The following is a 17,659-nucleotide window of genomic DNA, read 5'->3' on the forward strand; positions in this document are numbered from 1 at the left end:
TGGCATGACGACGACGGCGACGGGTCCGCAGGACGATGCGGTGCGCGAAGGTGCGGCGCGAGACGGGGCGGTGTCCGGTGCGACGGAGCCGAGCGGGGCCGGGCGGGCCTGCGGCCGACGGACCTACGTGGTGGACACCTCCGTGCTCCTCTCGGACCCCCGGGCGCCGCTGCACTTCGCCGAGCACGAGGTGGTCCTGCCGCTCGTGGTGGTGACCGAGCTGGAGGCCAAGCGCGCGGACCCGGACCTGGGGCACACCGCGCGGGCCGCGCTGCGCCTGCTGGACGAGCTGCGCCGTCGCCACGGCCACCTCGACCGGCCCGTCCCGCTCACCGCTGAAGGCGGCACCCTGCGGGTGGAGCTGAACCATGTCTCCACGGACGTGCTGCCCTCGGGGATACGGGGCACGGACAACGACTCACGGATCCTGGCGGTCGCGGCCGCGCTCGCGGAGGAGGGGGCAGACGTCACCGTGGTGTCCAAGGACCTGCCGATGCGTGTGAAGGCCGCCGCGATCGGACTGGCCGCGGACGAGTACCGCCACGAGCTGGTGCGGGACTCCGGGTGGCGCGGCCTGGTGCCCGTGGCCGTGGAGGACGCCTGGCTGGACGGACTGTACGAGGACGGCCAGGCCCCCCTGGCCGGGCTGCCGCTCCAGGACGTCGCCGGGTCCGGCATCGAGGTCGGCCCCGGCGATCCGGTGCCGACGGCAGAGCGGCTGCCCGTCAACACGGGGCTGCGCCTGACGTCCTCCCGCGGGGCCGGTCTGGCCCGCGTGCGGGAGGGCGGTGTGGCGCGGATCGTCCGCGGGGACCAGGAGGTGTTCGGCCTGCACGGGCGGTCCGCGGCCCAGCGGCTGGCCGTGGACCTGCTGCTGGACCCGAGCGTCGGGATCGTGTCCCTGGGCGGGCGCGCCGGCACAGGCAAGTCGGCGCTCGCGCTGTGCGCGGGCCTGGAGGCGGTGATGGAGCGGCGGGAGCATCGGAAGGTGGTGGTGTTCCGGCCGCTGTACGCGGTGGGCGGGCAGGACCTCGGGTACCTGCCGGGCGGCGAGGGGGAGAAGATGGGCCCCTGGGCGCAGGCGGTCTTCGACACGCTGGGCTCGATCGTGTCCGCGTCCGTCATCGACGAGGTCGTGGACCGCGGCATGCTCGAGGTGCTCCCGCTCACCCACATCCGCGGCCGCTCCCTGCACGACGCGTGGGTGATCGTGGACGAGGCGCAGTCGCTCGAGCGGACCGTGCTGCTGACGGCGCTCTCCCGCATCGGACGGAACTCGAAGGTCGTCCTGACCCACGATGTGGCCCAGCGGGACAACCTGCGGGTGGGGCGGCACGACGGCGTCGCGGCCGTGGTGGAGCGGCTCAAGGGGCATCCGCTGTTCGGGCACGTGACCCTGACGCGGCCGGAGCGCTCGCCGATCGCCGGGCTGGTCACCGAGCTCCTGGAGGACGGCGGGGCCTGAGACGGGAGGCCCGTGGTCCCGACGGAAGGATCGTCCTGGGCGGGGTGGACGGTCCGACGAATCCGCCCCGGCGCCGTCGTGGAGCCGACGCGTCCGGTTCGAGGTGACGGGGAAAGAGAAGGGGGGCCGCTGCGAACAGCGGCCCCCGGCGGGGGTGCTCGGCCCCGCGGAGGGGGTTGGGGGCCGAGGAAGCCCGCGTCCATGGCCCCTTGAAACGGGATCGAGGCCATGGGTCTATGGATCGGCTCTACTCACACGAGTGGCCGATGTGGGGAGTCTACTCCTTGGTTGCGGACCATGCAACTGCACCTTTGATGGGTGGCCATGGGGGATGGTGCTGTGATAAACGGCTGTGGATTGGTGCTGCGCGGCCGGCGTGCGGCTGCCTAGCCTGGGCCTATGATGTGGTGGCAGGGGGCGTGGCAGGCGGGCGCGTGGGGCACGCTGGCGCTGTGGGGCGTGGGGCTGGTCTGGTTCGCCGCGTGCACCGCGGTGCTGGTACGGACGGACCTGCGGGAGCATCGGCTGCCGAACCGGTGGACGCTGCGGCTGTGGGCCGGCGGGCTGGCGGCCATGGGTGGGGGAGCGGTGCTGGCGGGCCGATGGGACGTGCTGGGCTCCGTGCTGCTCGGCGGCCTCGGCTACGCGGCGGCGATGCTGGTCCTGCACGTGCTCAGCCGGGGTGGGCTCGGCATGGGTGACGTGAAGTTCGCCGGCGGGCTCGGCTCCTATGCCGGCGTGGCGGGGCTGGACGCGGCGGTGGCCGCGGGCGTGCTGGCCATCCTGCTGGGCGGGCTGACCGCCCTGGTGCTGCTCGTCCTCCACCGGGCGACGCGGGCCACCGCCCTGCCCTTCGGCCCGGCGATGGTGGCGGGGGCGGCCGTGGCTCTGGCCATCGGGTGATGTGGGCGGGCGGGCCGGCCTCCCACAGGAGGACGGCCCGCCGTCGTCGGCAGTGCCGGCGGCCGCGTCAGGCGCGGCCGGGAGTCACTCGCCCGGGTGCGTCATGGACATGGTGTCCAGCGCCTTGTCCAGCTGGTCCTCCGTGACCTCGCCGCGCTCCACGTAGCCGAGGTCCACGACGGCCTCACGCACGGTCATCTTGTTGGCCACGGAGTGCTTGGCGATCGTCGCGGCGGCCTCGTAGCCGATCACCTTGTTCAGCGGGGTGACGATGGACGGGGAGGCGCCGGCCAGGAAGGTGCAGCGCTCCTCGTTGGCCTCGATGCCGTCGATCATCTTGTCCGCCATCACCCGGGAGGTGTTGGCCAGCAGGCGGATGGACTCCAGCAGGTTGGCGGCCATCACCGGGATGCCCACGTTCAGCTCGAACGCGCCGTTGGTGGAGGACAGGGCCACGGTGGTGTCGTTGCCGATCACCTGGGCGCACACCATGATGGCGGCCTCACAGATCACCGGGTTCACCTTGCCCGGCATGATCGAGGAGCCCGGCTGCAGGTCCGGGATGGCGATCTCGCCGAGGCCGGTGTTGGGGCCGGAGCCCATCCAGCGCAGGTCGTTGTTGATCTTCATGAGCGAGTAGGCCACGTTCCGCAGCTGGCCGGAGGCCTCCACGAGCCCGTCACGGTTGGCCTGGGCCTCGAAGTGGTCGCGCGCCTCGGTGATCGGCAGGCCGGTCTCCTCGGCGAGCAGCTCGATGACGCGGGCGGAGAAGCCCTTCGGGGTGTTGATGCCGGTGCCCACGGCGGTGCCGCCGAGGGGGACCTCGGCCACGCGCGGCAGGGAGGACTGCACGCGCTCGATGCCGTAGCGGACCTGCGCCGCGTAGCCGCCGAACTCCTGGCCCAGGGTCACCGGGGTGGCGTCCATGAGGTGGGTGCGGCCGGACTTGACGATGCCCTTGAACTCGTGGGCCTTCCGCTCCAGGGACTCCGCCAGGTGCTCGAACGCCGGGATCAGGTCGTTCACCAGCGCGCCGGTGACCGCCACGTGCACCGAGGTCGGGAACACGTCGTTGGAGGACTGAGAGGCGTTCACGTGGTCGTTCGGGTGCACCTCCTCCGCAGAGCCCGCGTCCTTGAGGCGGCGGGTGGCGAGCGTGGCGAGGACCTCGTTGGTGTTCATGTTCGAGGACGTGCCGGAGCCGGTCTGGAACACGTCGATCGGATACTCGCCGTCGTGCTTGCCGGCGATGACCTCGTCCGCTGCGGCCACGATCGCGTCGGCGCGCTCCTGGGAGAGGATGCCGAGCTCAGCGTTGGCCTTGGCGGCGGCCTTCTTGATCTGGGCCAGGGCGTGGATGTGGGCCGGCTCGAGGGTCTTGCCCGAGAGGGGGAAGTTCTCCACGGCACGCTGGGTCTGGGCGCGGTAGAGGGCGTCCGCCGGCACCTTCACCTCGCCCATGGTGTCGTGCTCGATGCGGAACTGCTGATCGTTGTTCTCTGCCATGCGGCTCATCCTAGGCCGACGGCGGCGGCTCGGCGTCGTCCCGTCGTCGTCCCTCCCGCGCCTCCCCGTGCCCCCAGTGGGGCAGGATGGGGACATGAGCGAGACCGCCCCCACCACCCTGCGCTTCCGCGGCCTGACGATCTCCTACGACGACCGGGTGCTCGAGCCCCGGCCGTGGACGCAGGCGCAGTCCGCGTGGGCGGCGGAGCTGCTCGCCCACGCCGCACCCGGGGCGGTCCTGGAGCTGTGCGCCGGGGCCGGGCAGATCGGCCTCGGCGCGGTCCACGGCACGGACCGGCGCCTGGTGATGGTGGACTCCAGCCCCGCCGCCGTCGACGTCGCAGCCGCCAACGCCGCCGCCAACGGCATGGGGGAGCAGGTCGACGTGCGGCTGGCGCGGATCGAGGAGGCGCTGGCGGAGGGCGAGCGCTTCCCGCTCGTCATCGCGGACCCGCCGTGGGTCCGCTCCACCGAGACGGGCGGGTTCCCCCGGGACCCGGTCGCCGCCATCGACGGCGGCGCGGACGGCCTCGACCTCGCCCGCACCTGCGTGGAGGTCATCGACCGCCACCTGGCCGCGGGCGGCTCCGCGCTGCTGCAGCTGGGGGACGCGGATCAGGCCGAGCGCATCGCCGAGCACGTCCGGGCGCTGCCCGGAGGGCTGAGCCTGACGGAGACGCGCCAGTACGACGGTGGCGTGGTGGTCCGGCTGCAGCGCTGAGCGCCCCCGCGCCCAGGCCCGACGCCGCGCAGGCGCCCGGGCTCAGCGCCGCTGGGCGCGCTGCACCGCCTTGTGGTTGCCGTCGCACCACGGCTTGATCGCGGAGGTGCCGCACCGGCAGACCGCGCTCACGGGCCGCCATGTGCGGTGCTCCACCCCGTCCTCGTCCAGCACCACGTGATCGCCGCGCAGCAGGATCGGCCCATTCGGGCAGAGGACCACATCCGGGTGGGCGGGGGGCTCGTCCGCGTGGTCCGCCATCAGGCCCACGCCGCCAGCATCCGCTCCGCGTAGCGGTCGTCCAGGTGCAGGCTGGCCCACCCGCCGAAGAACACGTCCTCCCGCAGGTGCGGCTCCTCCTCGAGCAGGGCCCCGCAGATGGTGCGCACGGCCAGCTGCTCGTGGACGGCGTCCGCCTCCACGTGCTCCGTGTAGTACCCCACCAGCTCGGCGGGGAAGCCCAGCCGCTCCAGCCCGCCGGCCATCCGCCGGGACGGCCCGGAGCTGGTCGCCTCGAAGGCCGCGAGGAACCCGATGGAGGCCCCGCGCAGCCGCCGGTTCAGCCCGAACAGGGACATCACGTTGTTCTGCTCGAGGATCTCCACCGGCGCCTCGTCGATGTACGCGCCGTACTCGGCGGACAGCCCGCTGGCGGCCAGGCCCCGCGCGAACAGCTGCGCGTGGAGCCGGTTCGGGTCCCCGCCGCCGTACTCGTCGTACTGCAGCTCCACGACGGCCGCCTTGACCCGGTCCGAGACCCGCGGGACCACCCACGAGGTGTGGTCCGCCTCCTTCAGGTGGTAGATCGACTTGTGGCGCAGGAACTCGCGGACCTGCTCGTGCGTGGCCGAGCGCTGGATGTGCGCGGCCAGCGACGGGCCGTCATGGTCCGCGACGAACGCGAAGAACTCCGCGGCGAAGTCCTCCCCGTCCGGGAACGCGGGCGCCCGGCCGCGCAAGTCCTCCTCGAGGTCCCGCTCCAGGCCGCGGCGCACGCGGATCAGCTCGGGGTCCCACTCGAGCTCGTCGGCCACGCCCGCGAACCCGCGGTAGTGCAGCTCATACAGCGCCCACAGGGTCACGTGGGCGTCGTTGGCGTCCTGCGGCGGCGGCGCGTCGGCCAGACCGGCCGTCCGGCCCGTGGGCAGGGCGGCGAACACGCGCTCGCTCAGGGACCCGCGCGGGGCGGGGAGGGTCATCGGCACCATCCATCCAGCGTGCGGCATGCCGCCGCACCCGGTCCAGGGATGCGGGACCGGCACCCGCCCGACGCTGAGCCGGGACCGGGCCGTCAGGGTCGCCTCCTGACGGGTCGGCGGCCTCAGATCTCGAGGTCGCCCAGCACCCGCCCGGGCTGCGCGGTGCCCTCGTGCAGCGAGTAGGTCAGCCCGACGACGGCGGTGCGCCCCTCCGCCACGGCGCGCGCCACGGACTGGGAGGTCTCCATGAGGCGGTCGCACGTCTGGTCGACGTGCTCGGCCACGAAGTCGTCGATCTCCTCCACGCCGCGGCGGCGGCCGGCGAGCACGGACGGGGTGATGCGCTCCACGAGCGAGCGGATGAACCCGGGCGGCATGGAGCCGGAGATGTAGGACTCCACGGCCGCGGTGACGGCGCCGCACGAGTCATGGCCGAGCACCACCACGAGCGGGATGTCCAGGACGTCCACGGCGTACTCGAGGGTGCCGAGCACGGCGTCGTCGATCACCTGGCCGGCGGTGCGGATCACGAACACGTCGCCCAGGCCCACGTCGAAGATGATCTCCGCGGCCAGGCGCGAGTCGGAGCAGCCGAAGATCGCGGCGATCGGCTCCTGGCCCGCGGTCAGCCCGTGGCGGCGCTCGGCGTCCTGGTTCGGATGTCCGGGCGTGCCGGCCACGAACCGGCGGTTGCCGGCGGAGAGGATCTCCCACGCCTCCGCAGGAGTGGGGCGGCGCGGCGCCTCGTCCTGCGGCGCGGCGGCGCCGGCGGGGCTCGGGTCGGGTGTGACGGTCATCGGATCTCCTTCGCGACGGCGCGGGCCAGGTCCTCGAGCACCGCGCGGTCCCCGGTGGTGGTCAGCACCACGGTGCCGCCCTCCGTCCGGGTGACCAGGTGCTGCTCGTCCGTGCCCTGGGGGGTGAAGTGCTCCCACGTGACCCCGTCCGTCTCCACGCTGCCCACGGCGGGGGCGGTGCCCACCCGCAGCGTGGTCCACGTGCGGTCCGCCTCGGCCGACTGGCGCAGGCCCGCGAACACGGTCTCGGTGACCACCCAGCCGACCTCCCACGTGGGCAGGCCGTCCAGGCGGGTCAGCCGCGCGTAGTTGGAGGTCCAGCCCTCGGGCACCTGCGGCGCGAGCGCGGGCAGGTCCCCCTCCTCCTGCGGCACGGTGGCCGCCGCGGCCGCCACGTCCACGCGGTCCGCGCGCGGCGGGGTGGCCGGGGACTGGTTTATCATCAGCACGGCCGCGGCGATCCCGAGCACCATCAGGGTGGACAGCACCATGGCGATCCAGGGTGCGCGGGCCCGCTGGGCCTGCTTGACGGTCAGGACCGGCCGCGGAGCGGGGGCGTGGGTGGGGGCGGGGGAGCTCATCAGAGGGCATTCTGCCACCGTCCGGCTCGCCCCCATAGGATGGGCCCGGGGCAGAGTGGCCCCGGCGTCCGCCGTGCGCGGCGCATCGAGCTCAAGGATCGGAGAGCAGGATGACCAGCGCGTCCTCGGAGAAGACCGGCTACGAGAACCACGTCCCGGACCGCAACCTCGCCATGGAGCTGGTGCGGGTGACGGAGGCGGCGGCGATCGCCGCGAGCCCCTGGGTGGGCGGCGGGGACAAGAACCGGGCGGACGGGGCCGCGGTGGACGCGATGCGCGCCTTCATGGACACCGTCTCCATGGACGGCACGGTGGTGATCGGCGAGGGCGAGAAGGACGAGGCCCCCATGCTGTTCAACGGCGAGTCCGTGGGCGACGGCACCGGCGCCCCCGTGGACGTGGCCGTGGACCCGATCGACGGCACCCGTCTGACCGCCATGGGCTACAACAACGCCCTCTCCGTCTTCGCGGTGGCTGAGCGCGGCACCATGTTCGACCCCTCCGCCGTGTTCTACATGGACAAGCTCGTGGTGGGCCCGGAGGCCGCGGACTTCGTGGACATGCGCCTGCCCGTCAAGCAGAACGTCACCCTGGTGGCCAAAGCCCTGGACAAGCCCGTCTCCCAGGTCACCGTGTGCGTGCTGGACCGCCCCCGCCACGAGGACCTCGTCCGCCAGATTCGCGAGGCCGGCGCCCGCGTGAAGTTCATCCTCGACGGGGACGTGGCCGGCGCCATCGCCGCCGCCCGCCCGGACACCGGCGTGGACATGATGATGGGCGTCGGCGGCACCCCGGAGGGCATCGTCACCGCGTGCGCCATCAAGGCCACCGGCGGCGTGATCCAGGGTCGCCTGGCCCCGGTGGACGACGCCGAGAAGCAGAAGGCGATCGACGCCGGCCTGGACCTGGACGCGGTGCTCACCACGGACGACCTGGTGTCCTCCGAGCACTGCTACTTCGCGGCCACCGGCATCACCGACGGCGACCTGCTGCGCGGCGTCCGCTTCCGGCACGGCCGGGTGCACACCCAGTCCATCGTGATGCGCTCCAAGTCGGGCACCGTGCGCACGGTGGACGCCGAGCACGACGTGCAGAAGTGGTCCAAGTGGCTCGAGGGCCGCGCGTGACCGCCCGCTGAGCCGGGCCCGCAGGGGGCCGGCTCCGGCTGTCAGGCCGAGGGCAGCGCCGCCACGAACACGGTGGCGCGGCCGTGCCCCTCGGCGCTCAGCGCCAGGGGGGCCTCGGCGGTCCGCGCGGCCGGGATGAACACGGACTGGCCGGGGGTAAGGCGGACGGCCTCGTCCCCGCCACGCAGGACGGCGGTGCCCTCGGTGGCCACGGCGATCGCCGGGCCCGCGACGCGTGCCCGCGCCCCGGCGTCCGTGACGTCCCCGGACGGGCCGTCCGGACAGGCGTCGGTGCTGAGGCGGGTGAGCTCGAACTCGTCGAACGGCGGACGGTAGCGGGTGACGCCGTCGCCGTCGGCCTCGGGATCCGTGTGGGGCACGGGCATCGCCTCGAACTCCACCACGGCCCGCAGCTCCGCCAGGTCCACGTGCTTGCCCGTGAGCCCGCCGCGGAGCACGTTGTCCGAGGCCGCCATGACCTCCACGCCGAGGCCGCGCAGGTAGGCATGCACGTTGCCGGCGGGCAGGTGGACGGCCTGGCCCGGCAACAGGTCCACGCGGTTGAGCAGCAGGGTGACCACCACGCCCGGGTCCCCGGGGAAGTGCTCGGCCACCTGGAGGGCGGTCTCGAGGGCCTCGTCCTGCCGGATCAGGTCCGGCATGCCGCGCAGGGCCTCCACCAGCTGGTCCACGCCTCCCTCAGCGGTCCACACCGAGGCGGGGTCGAGGATGTCGGTGAAGGTGCCCTCCAGGTCCTCGTCCGCGAGCAGCATGGCCATGCGGCGCGCCGCCACCGCCACCTGCGTCGAGTCCCCGTCCGCCCACTCGGTGAGGGCGAGGGCCACGCGCTCGAAGGTGGCGGTGGCCTCCTCCGGCCGGCGGAACCCGCACAGTGCGGAGAAGGGCGTGAGGGCCACGATCATCTCCGGCTTGTGGTTGTCGTCCTTGTAGTTGCGGTGGGGGGCGGCGGCGGGCACGCCCGCCGCCTCCTCCCGGGCGAACCCCTCCCGCGCCCTGCCGAGGCTCGGGTGGGCCTGGATCGACAGGGGCTGCCCGGCCGCCAGCAGCTTCATCAGGTAGGGCAGGCGGCCGAAGCGTCGGGCTGGTCCCAGCATGGCCTCGGGGTCCGCCGCGATCACCTCGTCCAGGCCGCGCCCGTCCCCGTCCGGTCCCACGACGACGCTCGGCGCCCCCGGGTGCGCGCCGAGCCACTTCTCCGCCTCCGGGGCGCCCGTGGGCTCCCGGCCCTCGAGCCGCGGCAGGAGGGTGCGGGATCCCCAGGCGTAGTCGCGGACGGTCGCGTCGAGCAGATGCATACCCCCAGGGTAGGCCAGACCGGCCGAGGGGCCGCGGGTCAGGCGGGGGCGCACAGGTCGTTTGTCGAGGCGATCCTCACGAGCTCGGCCTCGTGCCCGGCGTCCTGCAGCGCCATGAGCTCCTCGGCCGAGTACGGCCGGCCGTCTGTGTGCGAGGGCGCGTCCGGCCAGGTGTCCGGGTCGTCCACGTCCACGCCGTCCTGCCGGCCTGTGGCCGGGGCGGCGAGCACGGTGAGGACGGGGACCGCGCCGGCGGCCGTCGTCGTCGGGGCGGTCCGGGCGCCCCCCGCCTGGGCGCGCGCCTCCGGCTCGGCGTCGAGCGTCTCGGCCACGCGCCGGTGGACGAGGTCGTAGTCCGGGCCCGCGGTGAAGTGGTCCGCGGCGGTGCCGAAGTCGGGGGCGCCGATCGTCAGACGGGGCATCTCGTACCTCCGGGACCCCTCCGCGAGGTCCACGAAGGTGCCCAGCTGACGCTGGGGGAGGTTCGTGGTGACGATCTGCTGGCCGGCGTCGAGGATGCCCTGGAAGCGGGTGAGCACGGTGGCCGGGGTGAACTGCTCGAGCATCGCCGCCTGCATGCACTGCTGGCGGCGGATGCGGGCGTAGTCCGTGGCGAACTTGCGGGAGCGGGCGAAGGCCAGGGCGTCCTCGCCGTCGAACCGGTGGGTGCCGGGGGCCCACCAGATGTCCCCCCACTCGCCGTCGGGGCGCTGGCCGCGGTGGGTGACGTAGCCGCCGGAGACCACCTCCACCCCGCCCATCGCGTCGATCAGCTGGGCGAAGCCGGCCATGTCCATCATGGCGTAGCCGTGCACGTCGATCCCCAGGATCCCGCCTGCGGCGTCCATCATGGCCTCGGCGCCCGGGTGCTCCGCGTCGGGGTACAGACCAGGGTGCTTCTGCTCCACGTCCGTGTAGAGGGAGTTGAGGATGCACTCGTCCCCGCAGTCGTAGCCGGTGGGGTACGCCTGCCACAGGGGAGAGCCCTCCGAGAAGGGGGCGTTCTGCAGGTTGCGGGGCAGGGAGAACAGCGCCGCGGCGCCGGTGTCGGCATCCAGGGAGACCACGTGCATGGAGTCCGGGCGCAGGCCCGTGCGGCCCTCGCCGGCGTCCCCGCCCATGACCAGCACGTTGTACCGGCCATCCGCCGCCGCGAGGGCCGGGCCGTCCCCGAACACGCTGCCCAGCGCACCACGGCCGGCCTGGGAGGCCCAGCCGCCGTAGAGCAGTCCGCCGCTGGTGACCAGCACGGCCGCGGCGGTGGCGGCGGCCGTGACGGCGCGCGCCCGCGGTGCCAGCAGGCGCGCCTGGATGAGCCGGAAGGTGTCCAGCCACAGCCATGCCCAGCCCAGGCCCAGTGCCACGAGGGCGGCGCCGAGGCCGATCAGGACGACGTCGTTCGCCAGCAGGGAGATCAGCGTGGCGCGGGAGGCCAGGGACACCGCGAGCGCGGCGGCCAGCACGGCCCACACGGTCAGGGTGACGCGCAGCGCGGCGCGCCCCAGCCGGCGGCTGCCGGCGACCACCTGGGCGCCGCCGGGCACGAGGGCCGTGAGCAGCAGGAGGATCCCCGCGCGGCGGCGGCGCTCGGCGGGGGAGGCCGCCCGCGCGTCCCGCAGCGGGTCCGCGGTGCTGTACAGGGGGGAGGAGGGCACGGTCTCAGGCCTCGGCGGTCAGGCGGTCCCGGAGCCTGGCCCCCTTCGCCTGGGCCTGCGCGTTGAGGTCCGCGGCATGGGCCGTCAGGGCGTCGCGGAGCCGGACGGCCTCGTCCGAGTCGCCCGCGGCGAGGATGCGCGCGGCCAGCAGGCCCGCGTTCGCCGCCCCGTCCACGGAGACGGTGGCCACCGGGACGCCCGAGGGCATCTGCACGATGGACAGCAGGGAGTCGAGGCCGTCGAGGGACTTCAGCTTGACGGGCACTCCGATCACGGGCAGCGGGGTGACCGCGGCGAGCATCCCCGGCAGGTGCGCCGCACCCCCGGCCCCGGCGACGATCACGCGGATCCCGCGCTCATGGGCCGCGGCGCCGAACTCCACCATCTCGTGCGGCATGCGGTGCGCCGAGACCACGCCGACCTCGACCGGGACCCCGAGTGCGCGCAGAGCCTCGGCGGCCTGGCGCATCACGGGCCAGTCGGAGTCCGAGCCCATGACCACGGAGACCACGGGGGCCTCATCCTGGAGGGGCTGGGTGAAGGGGGCGTCGGGAGCGGTCACGGGCGGGCCTCCGTGGCGGTGTCGAGGGGGCGGGGGTCGAGCGGGTGGGGCGCGGCGCCGTCGCGCAGGACGGCGGCGGCGGAGTCGGCGGCGCGGGCCGCGTCGGCCAGGCTGAGCCCGCCTTCGGCCACCACGTTCACGTGGCCGACCTTGCGGCCGGGGCGCACGTCCTTGCCGTAGGTGTGGACCTTGGCCCGGGGGTGGGCGGCCATGGCGCCGACGTAGCCGGCGTGCAGGTCCTCGCGGGCCCCGCCGAGGACGTTCTTCATGACGGTGCCGCGGCCGTGGGGTGAGGTGTCCCCCAGCGGCAGGTCCAGCACGGCGCGCACGTGCTGCTCGAACTGGCCGGTCACGGCGCCGTCCATGGACCAGTGGCCGGAGTTGTGCGGGCGCATGGCCAGCTCGTTCACCTGGAAGCCGGGGCCCACGCCTGGGGTCTCGAACAGCTCGACGGCGAGCATGCCGGTCACCCCGAGCTGCTCCGCGATCCGGGCCGCCGCCGCGGACGCGGCCTCGGCCACCGCCGGGTCCAGGTCCGGGGCGGGGGCGGTGACGACGTCGCACACCCCGTCCGTCTGCACCGACTCGACCACGGGGTAGGCGGCGATGCGGCCGGAGGGCGTGCGGGCCACCTGCGCGGAGAGCTCGCGGGAGAACGGCACCATGGCCTCGGCCAGCAGCGGCGCGATGCCCGCGCCCAGCCACGTGGCGAGGGTGCCCTCCTCGGCGCCGGCGCGGGCGGCCTCGGCGGAGTCCAGCTTCAGGACCCCCTTGCCGTCGTAGCCGCCGCGGGCGGTCTTGAGGATCATCGGCCAGCCGTGCCGGTCGCCGAACCCGAGGACCTCCTCGAGGGAGCTCACGGGCGCCCAGGCCGGGTTCGGCAGGCCCAGGCGCTCCACGGCCTGCCGCATCAGGAGCTTGTCCTGAGCGAACTGCAGGGCGTCCGGGCCCGGCCGGACGGCCACGCCCTCCGCCTCCAGCGCGCGCAGGTGCTCCGTGGGCACGTGCTCGTGGTCGAAGGTGACCACGTCCACCGTGACAGCGAACGCGCGCAGGTCGTCCAGGGAGGCGTGGTCGCCCACCACATGGGGGGCCACCTGGGCGGCAGAGGCGTCCGGGGCCTCTGCGAGCACGCGGAAGGGGACGCCCAGCTCCGCGGCGGGGCCCGCCATCATCCGGGCCAGCTGGCCGCCGCCGATCACACCGAGTCGAGGGGAAGTCACGGCACCAGGCTAGTGGCGCAGGCTGGGAACTCCGTCAGGATCGCCATCGTGCCGCCCTGTGCGGGCCGGTGCCGGTCCCGGCCAGCACTACAGTGTTCCCCAGCCGTCGGGCGGCCGTACCGCCGCCCGGACCCCGCCGTCCGAACCGAGGTGTCCCAGCCCATGCCGTCCGATCTCTGGCGCCGTGCCACCGGTGTCGTGTCCATGCTGTGGCGCGAGGTGGCCAAGTTCGGCACCGTGGGCGCCGCCGCGTTCGTGATCGATTCGCTGGTGTTCTGGTGGATGATGACCGGTCCGCTCGAGGGCTCGAACGTCAAGGCGAAGATCGTGGCCGGCGTGGTCGCCACGATGTTCAGCTGGGTGGCCAACCGCTACTGGACCTTCCGGGACAAGCGCTCCACCAACAAGGTGCGCGAGCTCGTGATGTTCCTGCTCATGAACGCGATCGGCCTGGGCATCCAGGCCGGCTGCGTGTTCATCGCGCAGTACGGCATGGGCGTCACCGACCCCGGGGGCCTGTTCATCGCCGGCAACGTGGTCGGCCTGTTCTTCGGCACCGTGTTCCGGTACTTCGCCTATCGCTTCTGGGTGTTCAAGGAGGAGCTGGACGAGGAGCCCGGCTTCGCCGACGACATCGCCGTGATCACCGGCCAGGTGCCCGTGCTCCACGGCCACGCCGAGCGCGGCCCCGGCGGGGTCCACCGCCACCGGCCGCACCCCGAGGACGACGCCCGCTGACCGCTGCCGCCCCGGGGGGGCGGTGACCCCGAGGCGCCCCGTGCCGGGCTCAGGCCGGCACGACGGCGCAGCGGCCCGCGTCCCACTCCTCCAGGGTTCCGCGCACGACGTCGGCGCCCAGCCGCGCTCGTCCCTCGCCCTGGCCGTCGCCCGTGCCGGCACCGGCCGCCCGGACCGCGTCCGGCACCACGTGGTCCACCGGCCCGGGCAGGGTGTCCGGCTGGGCTCGGATCTCCGCGGCGAGGTCCACCACGGCCGGGTCCGCGGAGCCGTCCCCGAAGTCCGGCTCGAGCCCGCGGGGCAGGCGCACCGCCACCACCGTCAGCGCCGGGTCCTCCCACGCCTCCGGGCGGTCCGTGAGCACGGCGGCCGCCGCGGGGTGCTCGGCGGGCGAGGCGGCGCCCGAGGCCGGGTCCAGCCGCGCGCCGGCCACGAGCACGCCGAGCGCGAGGGCACGGGAGAGCCAGTGGTCCGGAAGGTCCACGAGGACCGCCTCCCCGGGGCCCACGCCCTCGTCCAGCAGCAGACCGGCGGCCTTGGCCGCCCAGTTCACGACCACGGCGCCGGACAGCTCGATCCGCTGGTCCACGCAGCCGTGGCCGCCGCCGGCGTCCGGCGCGGGATCCTGCCGCAGCGCGGGGCGGGGGGAGGCGGCCAGCCGGGTGACCAGCGGGCCCTGGGTGCGGGGCGCGGAGAGGGAGACCATGGCCTCAGTGTGGCACTCCGCGGCGCCGCAGGGACCGGCTGGGGAGTGAATGACAACCGTGTAATCTGGTGGGAGTCCGGGGGCCGCGCCGCGCGCCGTCCCCTGCCACGGGACCGTCGAGCAAGGCCCACAGGAGGGTGTTGACCATGCAGGACACGCAGCGGATCGAGGACGCCGGCCGCGCGGAGCGCGCGCAGGCCGCCTCCCGCTCCCGCGCCGTTCCCAGCGACTGGTTCCTGGACCCCGCCGACCCCGCCGCCGGCGTCGGGGACGCCCCCGGCTCCCTCGAGGACGCGGCCTCGGCGCTGCTCGCCGCCCATGACCTTCTGGGCGACGACGACGCCGGCACCCCGGCCGCCACCGTCACCGAGCTGGCCCCGCGCCGAGAGGCCGCCCGCGCCGAGGGGACCGAGCGCGGGGAGCCGGTGCCCGGCGTCGTGATGGAGCCCGTGGAGGGCGAGCTGGCGTGGCAGGTGGACGCCCTGTGCGCCCAGACCGATCCTGAGGCCTTCTTCCCCGAGAAGGGCGGGTCCACGCGGGAGGCCAAGCGGGTGTGCGCCGCGTGCCTGGTGCGTCAGGAGTGCCTGGACTACGCCATGGACAACGACGAGCGGTTCGGCATCTGGGGCGGTCTCTCCGAGCGGGAGCGCCGCCGCCTGCGCCGCGAGCGCGGCTGAGCTGTCCCGGGTCCGGCTGGTCCGGTCGTCCCGGTCGGTCAGACCCGGCCCCACGAGGGGTCGAGGGTCTGCGGGTCCACGCCGAGCGCTGCCGCACAGCGGCTGAGGGCCACCCCGTAGACGGCGTCCTCGAGGTCGGCGGTCTCCACGGTCTCCCGCAGCGGGCGCTCGAAGAGGGTGAGCACCACCCCGTCCGGCCCGTCGGTCGCCGCGCGCCCGAACAGCTCCTCGTCGTCCCCGTCCGCGCGGGCGTGGAGCAGGGCCAGGCGGTCGTCGAGGCGGTCCGGGATGCGCTCCACCCGCGCGGTGACCCGGCGCAGGCCGGGGACGCCGAGGCCGGCGAGGCGCTCCACGGAGGACTGCACGGCGTCCACGAAGGCCTCCACGCGCCCGCGCGGACTGCGCACCCCGAAGGGCAGGGGGTGGCGGAGGCCGCGGCCGCGCACGTCACGGCGCCGGCCCGGCCGGCGCCCGTGGCCCGGCGCGCGCGGGGGCGTCGGCGGCAGGGGGGCGAGGGGATCGGCGGACATGGGCCCATGCTAGGCCAGCGGGCACAGGACGCCCGGCCCCGCGGGGCGGGTAGGGTGATCTGCCGTGGGAGCCATGCGACGCTGCAGCAAGACGCCGTGCCAGGAGCCTGCCCTGGCCACGCTGACGTACAACTACGCCGACTCCCAGGTGGTGATCGGCCCGCTGTCCCAGCTCGCCGAGCCCCACGCCTACGACCTCTGCGCCGCGCACGCGGACCGCATCACCGCCCCGCGCGGCTGGGAGGTCCTGCGCATCGATGTCCCGGCTCCGGAGGCTCCCGCGCAGGGTCCGCTCCGCGCCGTCGACGACGCCCGGTGACCTGCGCGCTCCCGGCCCGCCGTCGGCGTCCGGGCGCCTCGGTAGGCTGGGGCCCATGACCACCACCCCCTCCGCACGTCAGACCCCCGACGTGGACCCCGCGTACGCCAACCGCACCACCGTGCCCGGCGCGCGCTTCGACTTCGCGGTCCGCGACCTTTCCCTGGCCGAGGCCGGCCGCCACCAGATCCGCCTGGCCGAGCACGAGATGCCGGGCCTGATGTCCCTGCGCGAGGAGTACGGCGAGGCCCAGCCCCTGGCCGGCGCCCGGATCGCCGGCTCGCTGCACATGACCGTGCAGACCGCCGTGCTGATCGAGACCCTCACGACCCTGGGCGCGGAGGTCCGCTGGGCCTCGTGCAACATCTTCTCCACGCAGGACGAGGCCGCGGCCGCCGTCGTGGTTGGGGAGGGCACCCCGGAGGACCCGCAGGGCGTGCCGGTGTTCGCGTGGAAGAACGAGTCCCTCGAGGACTACTGGTGGACCGCCTCGCAGATCCTCACGTGGCCCGGCGCCGCGGAGGACCCGGCCCTGGGCCCCAACATGATCCTGGACGACGGCGGTGACGCCACCCTCCTGGTGCACAAGGGCGTGGAGTTCGAGGCAGCCGGCGCGGTGCCCTCCGCCACGGAGGAGGACCCGGAGGAGTACCGGATCATCCTCGAGACCCTGCGCCGCTCGCTGGCGGAGGACCCGCAGCGCTGGACCCGCACCGCGGGCACCCTGCGCGGCGTCTCCGAGGAGACCACCACCGGCGTGATGCGCCTGTACCAGCTGGCCCAGGCGGGCACGCTGCTGTTCCCGGCCATCAACGTGAACGACGCCGTCACCAAGTCCAAGTTCGACAACAAGTACGGCATCCGCCACTCCCTGCCGGACGGCATCATGCGCGCCACGGACGTGCTGATCGGCGGCAAGGTGGCCGTGGTGTGCGGCTACGGCGACGTCGGCAAGGGCGCCGCCGAGGCGCTGCGCGGCCAGGGCGCCCGCGTGATCGTCACCGAGATCGACCCGATCTGCGCGCTGCAGGCGGCCATGGACGGCTACCAGGTGGCCCGGCTCGAGGACGTGGTGGAGCAGGGCGACCTGTTCATCACCACCACGGGCGGCAAGGACATCGTCATGGCCGAGGACATGCTCCGCATGAAGGACAAGGCGATCGTGGGCAACGTGGGCCACTTCGACAACGAGATCGACATGGCCGGCCTCGCCCGCGTGCCCGGCGTGGTGAAGACCGAGATCAAGCCGCAGGTGCACGAGTGGACGTTCGACGCCGGCACCGAGTCCGAGCGCTCGATCATCGTGCTCTCGGAGGGCCGCCTGCTGAACCTGGGCAACGCCACCGGTCACCCCTCGTTCGTGATGTCCGCGTCCTTCACCAACCAGGTGATGGCACAGATCGAGCTGTTCGGCGGCTCCACGGGCACCGGCGCACTCACCGGCGAGCACTACGAGAAGCAGGTCTACGTCCTGCCCAAGGTGCTTGACGAGAAGGTGGCCCGCCTGCACCTGGACGCCCTCGGCGTCGGGCTGACCGAGCTGTCCAAGGTCCAGGCCGAGTACCTCGGCGTGGACGTGGCTGGCCCCTACAAGGCGGACCACTACCGCTACTGAGCCCGTGCCGCCCTCCGCG

Annotated in this window: 19 protein-coding genes; 8 read left to right on the forward strand and 11 right to left on the reverse strand. The window is 74.2% G+C overall.

Features of this window, described 5'->3' with window-relative positions:
• The first annotated feature begins 4 nt into the window (after window positions 1-4).
• Both MA879_RS01920 and MA879_RS01925 read left to right on the forward strand, forming a co-directional pair.
• Entirely contained in the window at window positions 5-1,465 is a 1,461-nt protein-coding gene (locus tag MA879_RS01920) for a PhoH family protein (protein ID WP_248122886.1), read from the forward strand.
• 399 nt (window positions 1,466-1,864) lie between these two features.
• The gene (locus MA879_RS01925) at window positions 1,865-2,368 is read left to right on the forward strand and encodes a prepilin peptidase (protein WP_248122888.1); all 504 of its coding nucleotides are present in this window, start codon (window positions 1,865-1,867) and stop codon (window positions 2,366-2,368) included.
• A gap of 84 nt (window positions 2,369-2,452) precedes the next feature.
• Here MA879_RS01925 and MA879_RS01930 read toward each other — a convergent pair whose 3' ends face one another.
• A complete protein-coding gene (locus MA879_RS01930) occupies window positions 2,453-3,874 on the reverse strand; it encodes a class II fumarate hydratase (RefSeq protein WP_248122890.1) in 1,422 nt (473 codons plus the stop codon).
• A gap of 94 nt (window positions 3,875-3,968) precedes the next feature.
• On the opposite strand from MA879_RS01930, the gene MA879_RS01935 reads away from it, so the two are divergent.
• Window positions 3,969-4,595, forward strand: a complete 627-nt coding sequence (locus MA879_RS01935; RefSeq protein WP_248122892.1) for a methyltransferase — start codon at window positions 3,969-3,971, stop codon at window positions 4,593-4,595.
• Between the two features lie 42 nt (window positions 4,596-4,637).
• Here MA879_RS01935 and MA879_RS01940 read toward each other — a convergent pair whose 3' ends face one another.
• The 4 genes from MA879_RS01940 to MA879_RS01955 form a co-directional block, all read right to left on the reverse strand.
• Window positions 4,638-4,856 carry a CDGSH iron-sulfur domain-containing protein gene (locus MA879_RS01940; protein ID WP_248123093.1) on the reverse strand — a complete coding sequence of 73 codons (219 nt, stop codon included), beginning with the start codon at window positions 4,854-4,856 and terminating at the stop codon, window positions 4,638-4,640.
• Window positions 4,856-5,794, reverse strand: a complete 939-nt coding sequence (locus MA879_RS01945) for an iron-containing redox enzyme family protein (protein WP_248122894.1) — start codon at window positions 5,792-5,794, stop codon at window positions 4,856-4,858. The genes MA879_RS01940 and MA879_RS01945 overlap by 1 nt, the downstream gene beginning before the upstream one ends.
• 122 nt (window positions 5,795-5,916) lie before the next feature.
• Window positions 5,917-6,591, reverse strand: coding sequence for a carbonic anhydrase (locus MA879_RS01950; RefSeq protein WP_248122896.1), 675 nt, complete (start codon window positions 6,589-6,591; stop codon window positions 5,917-5,919).
• Window positions 6,588-7,172, reverse strand: a complete 585-nt coding sequence (locus MA879_RS01955; RefSeq protein WP_248122898.1) for a DUF4245 domain-containing protein — start codon at window positions 7,170-7,172, stop codon at window positions 6,588-6,590. Before MA879_RS01955 ends, MA879_RS01950 begins: the two co-directional genes overlap by 4 nt.
• Before the next feature lie 110 nt (window positions 7,173-7,282).
• Here MA879_RS01955 and glpX point away from each other — a divergent pair, with 110 nt between their 5' ends.
• On the forward strand, window positions 7,283-8,299 hold the full coding sequence (gene glpX, locus MA879_RS01960; protein WP_248122912.1) for a class II fructose-bisphosphatase: 1,017 nt from the start codon (window positions 7,283-7,285) through the stop codon (window positions 8,297-8,299).
• A 41-nt stretch (window positions 8,300-8,340) separates the two neighbouring features.
• Here glpX and manA read toward each other — a convergent pair whose 3' ends face one another.
• The 4 genes from manA to MA879_RS01980 all read right to left on the reverse strand — a co-directional run bounded on the left by manA (window position 8,341) and on the right by MA879_RS01980 (window position 13,007).
• Window positions 8,341-9,615 carry a mannose-6-phosphate isomerase, class I gene (gene manA / locus MA879_RS01965; RefSeq protein WP_248122914.1) on the reverse strand — a complete coding sequence of 425 codons (1,275 nt, stop codon included), beginning with the start codon at window positions 9,613-9,615 and terminating at the stop codon, window positions 8,341-8,343.
• A 38-nt stretch (window positions 9,616-9,653) separates the two neighbouring features.
• Window positions 9,654-11,270: an LCP family protein gene (locus MA879_RS01970; protein ID WP_248122916.1), complete on the reverse strand. Its 1,617-nt coding sequence runs from the start codon at window positions 11,268-11,270 to the stop codon at window positions 9,654-9,656.
• A 4-nt stretch (window positions 11,271-11,274) separates the two neighbouring features.
• A complete protein-coding gene (purE, locus tag MA879_RS01975; RefSeq protein WP_248123095.1) occupies window positions 11,275-11,766 on the reverse strand; it encodes a 5-(carboxyamino)imidazole ribonucleotide mutase in 492 nt (163 codons plus the stop codon).
• 62 nt (window positions 11,767-11,828) lie between these two features.
• Window positions 11,829-13,007: a 5-(carboxyamino)imidazole ribonucleotide synthase gene (locus tag MA879_RS01980; RefSeq protein WP_248123097.1), complete on the reverse strand. Its 1,179-nt coding sequence runs from the start codon at window positions 13,005-13,007 to the stop codon at window positions 11,829-11,831.
• Between the two features lie 210 nt (window positions 13,008-13,217).
• Here MA879_RS01980 and MA879_RS01985 point away from each other — a divergent pair, with 210 nt between their 5' ends.
• Window positions 13,218-13,793 carry a GtrA family protein gene (locus MA879_RS01985; protein WP_248122923.1) on the forward strand — a complete coding sequence of 192 codons (576 nt, stop codon included), beginning with the start codon at window positions 13,218-13,220 and terminating at the stop codon, window positions 13,791-13,793.
• Between the two features lie 49 nt (window positions 13,794-13,842).
• On the opposite strand, the gene MA879_RS01990 is transcribed toward MA879_RS01985, so the two are convergent.
• The gene (locus tag MA879_RS01990) at window positions 13,843-14,499 is read right to left on the reverse strand and encodes a TIGR03089 family protein (protein ID WP_248122925.1); all 657 of its coding nucleotides are present in this window, start codon (window positions 14,497-14,499) and stop codon (window positions 13,843-13,845) included.
• 146 nt (window positions 14,500-14,645) lie between these two features.
• Here MA879_RS01990 and MA879_RS01995 point away from each other — a divergent pair, with 146 nt between their 5' ends.
• A complete protein-coding gene (locus tag MA879_RS01995) occupies window positions 14,646-15,176 on the forward strand; it encodes a WhiB family transcriptional regulator (RefSeq protein WP_248122927.1) in 531 nt (176 codons plus the stop codon).
• Between the two features lie 38 nt (window positions 15,177-15,214).
• Here MA879_RS01995 and MA879_RS02000 read toward each other — a convergent pair whose 3' ends face one another.
• Window positions 15,215-15,706, reverse strand: a complete 492-nt coding sequence (locus tag MA879_RS02000) for a hypothetical protein (RefSeq protein ID WP_248122929.1) — start codon at window positions 15,704-15,706, stop codon at window positions 15,215-15,217.
• 73 nt (window positions 15,707-15,779) lie between these two features.
• Here MA879_RS02000 and MA879_RS02005 point away from each other — a divergent pair, with 73 nt between their 5' ends.
• Complete coding sequence (locus MA879_RS02005) at window positions 15,780-16,025, forward strand: DUF3499 family protein (RefSeq protein ID WP_248122931.1); 246 nt, start codon at window positions 15,780-15,782, stop codon at window positions 16,023-16,025.
• Between the two features lie 55 nt (window positions 16,026-16,080).
• The gene (ahcY, locus tag MA879_RS02010; protein ID WP_248122933.1) at window positions 16,081-17,640 is read left to right on the forward strand and encodes an adenosylhomocysteinase; all 1,560 of its coding nucleotides are present in this window, start codon (window positions 16,081-16,083) and stop codon (window positions 17,638-17,640) included.
• Window positions 17,641-17,659: the final 19 nt, after the last annotated feature.

The organism is Micrococcus lacusdianchii, from assembly GCF_023155805.1.
Taxonomy (GTDB): domain Bacteria; phylum Actinomycetota; class Actinomycetes; order Actinomycetales; family Micrococcaceae; genus Micrococcus; species Micrococcus lacusdianchii.

What these genes read in the sequence shown, in the direction of transcription:
- MA879_RS01920 (WP_248122886.1), top strand. Translation starts at nt 5, where the DNA reads ATGACGACGACGGCGACGGGTCCGCAGGACGATGCGGTGCGCGAAGGT.
- MA879_RS01925 (WP_248122888.1), top strand. Translation starts at nt 1,865, where the DNA reads ATGATGTGGTGGCAGGGGGCGTGGCAGGCGGGCGCGTGGGGCACGCTG.
- MA879_RS01930 (WP_248122890.1), bottom strand. Translation starts at nt 3,874, where the DNA reads ATGGCAGAGAACAACGATCAGCAGTTCCGCATCGAGCACGACACCATG.
- MA879_RS01935 (WP_248122892.1), top strand. Translation starts at nt 3,969, where the DNA reads ATGAGCGAGACCGCCCCCACCACCCTGCGCTTCCGCGGCCTGACGATC.
- MA879_RS01940 (WP_248123093.1), bottom strand. Translation starts at nt 4,856, where the DNA reads ATGGCGGACCACGCGGACGAGCCCCCCGCCCACCCGGATGTGGTCCTC.
- MA879_RS01945 (WP_248122894.1), bottom strand. Translation starts at nt 5,794, where the DNA reads ATGACCCTCCCCGCCCCGCGCGGGTCCCTGAGCGAGCGCGTGTTCGCC.
- MA879_RS01950 (WP_248122896.1), bottom strand. Translation starts at nt 6,591, where the DNA reads ATGACCGTCACACCCGACCCGAGCCCCGCCGGCGCCGCCGCGCCGCAG.
- MA879_RS01955 (WP_248122898.1), bottom strand. Translation starts at nt 7,172, where the DNA reads ATGAGCTCCCCCGCCCCCACCCACGCCCCCGCTCCGCGGCCGGTCCTG.
- glpX (WP_248122912.1), top strand. Translation starts at nt 7,283, where the DNA reads ATGACCAGCGCGTCCTCGGAGAAGACCGGCTACGAGAACCACGTCCCG.
- manA (WP_248122914.1), bottom strand. Translation starts at nt 9,615, where the DNA reads ATGCATCTGCTCGACGCGACCGTCCGCGACTACGCCTGGGGATCCCGC.
- purE (WP_248123095.1), bottom strand. Translation starts at nt 11,766, where the DNA reads ATGGGCTCGGACTCCGACTGGCCCGTGATGCGCCAGGCCGCCGAGGCT.
- MA879_RS01980 (WP_248123097.1), bottom strand. Translation starts at nt 13,007, where the DNA reads ATGATGGCGGGCCCCGCCGCGGAGCTGGGCGTCCCCTTCCGCGTGCTC.
- MA879_RS01985 (WP_248122923.1), top strand. Translation starts at nt 13,218, where the DNA reads ATGCCGTCCGATCTCTGGCGCCGTGCCACCGGTGTCGTGTCCATGCTG.
- MA879_RS01990 (WP_248122925.1), bottom strand. Translation starts at nt 14,499, where the DNA reads ATGGTCTCCCTCTCCGCGCCCCGCACCCAGGGCCCGCTGGTCACCCGG.
- MA879_RS01995 (WP_248122927.1), top strand. Translation starts at nt 14,646, where the DNA reads ATGCAGGACACGCAGCGGATCGAGGACGCCGGCCGCGCGGAGCGCGCG.
- MA879_RS02000 (WP_248122929.1), bottom strand. Translation starts at nt 15,706, where the DNA reads ATGTCCGCCGATCCCCTCGCCCCCCTGCCGCCGACGCCCCCGCGCGCG.
- MA879_RS02005 (WP_248122931.1), top strand. Translation starts at nt 15,780, where the DNA reads ATGCGACGCTGCAGCAAGACGCCGTGCCAGGAGCCTGCCCTGGCCACG.
- ahcY (WP_248122933.1), top strand. Translation starts at nt 16,081, where the DNA reads ATGACCACCACCCCCTCCGCACGTCAGACCCCCGACGTGGACCCCGCG.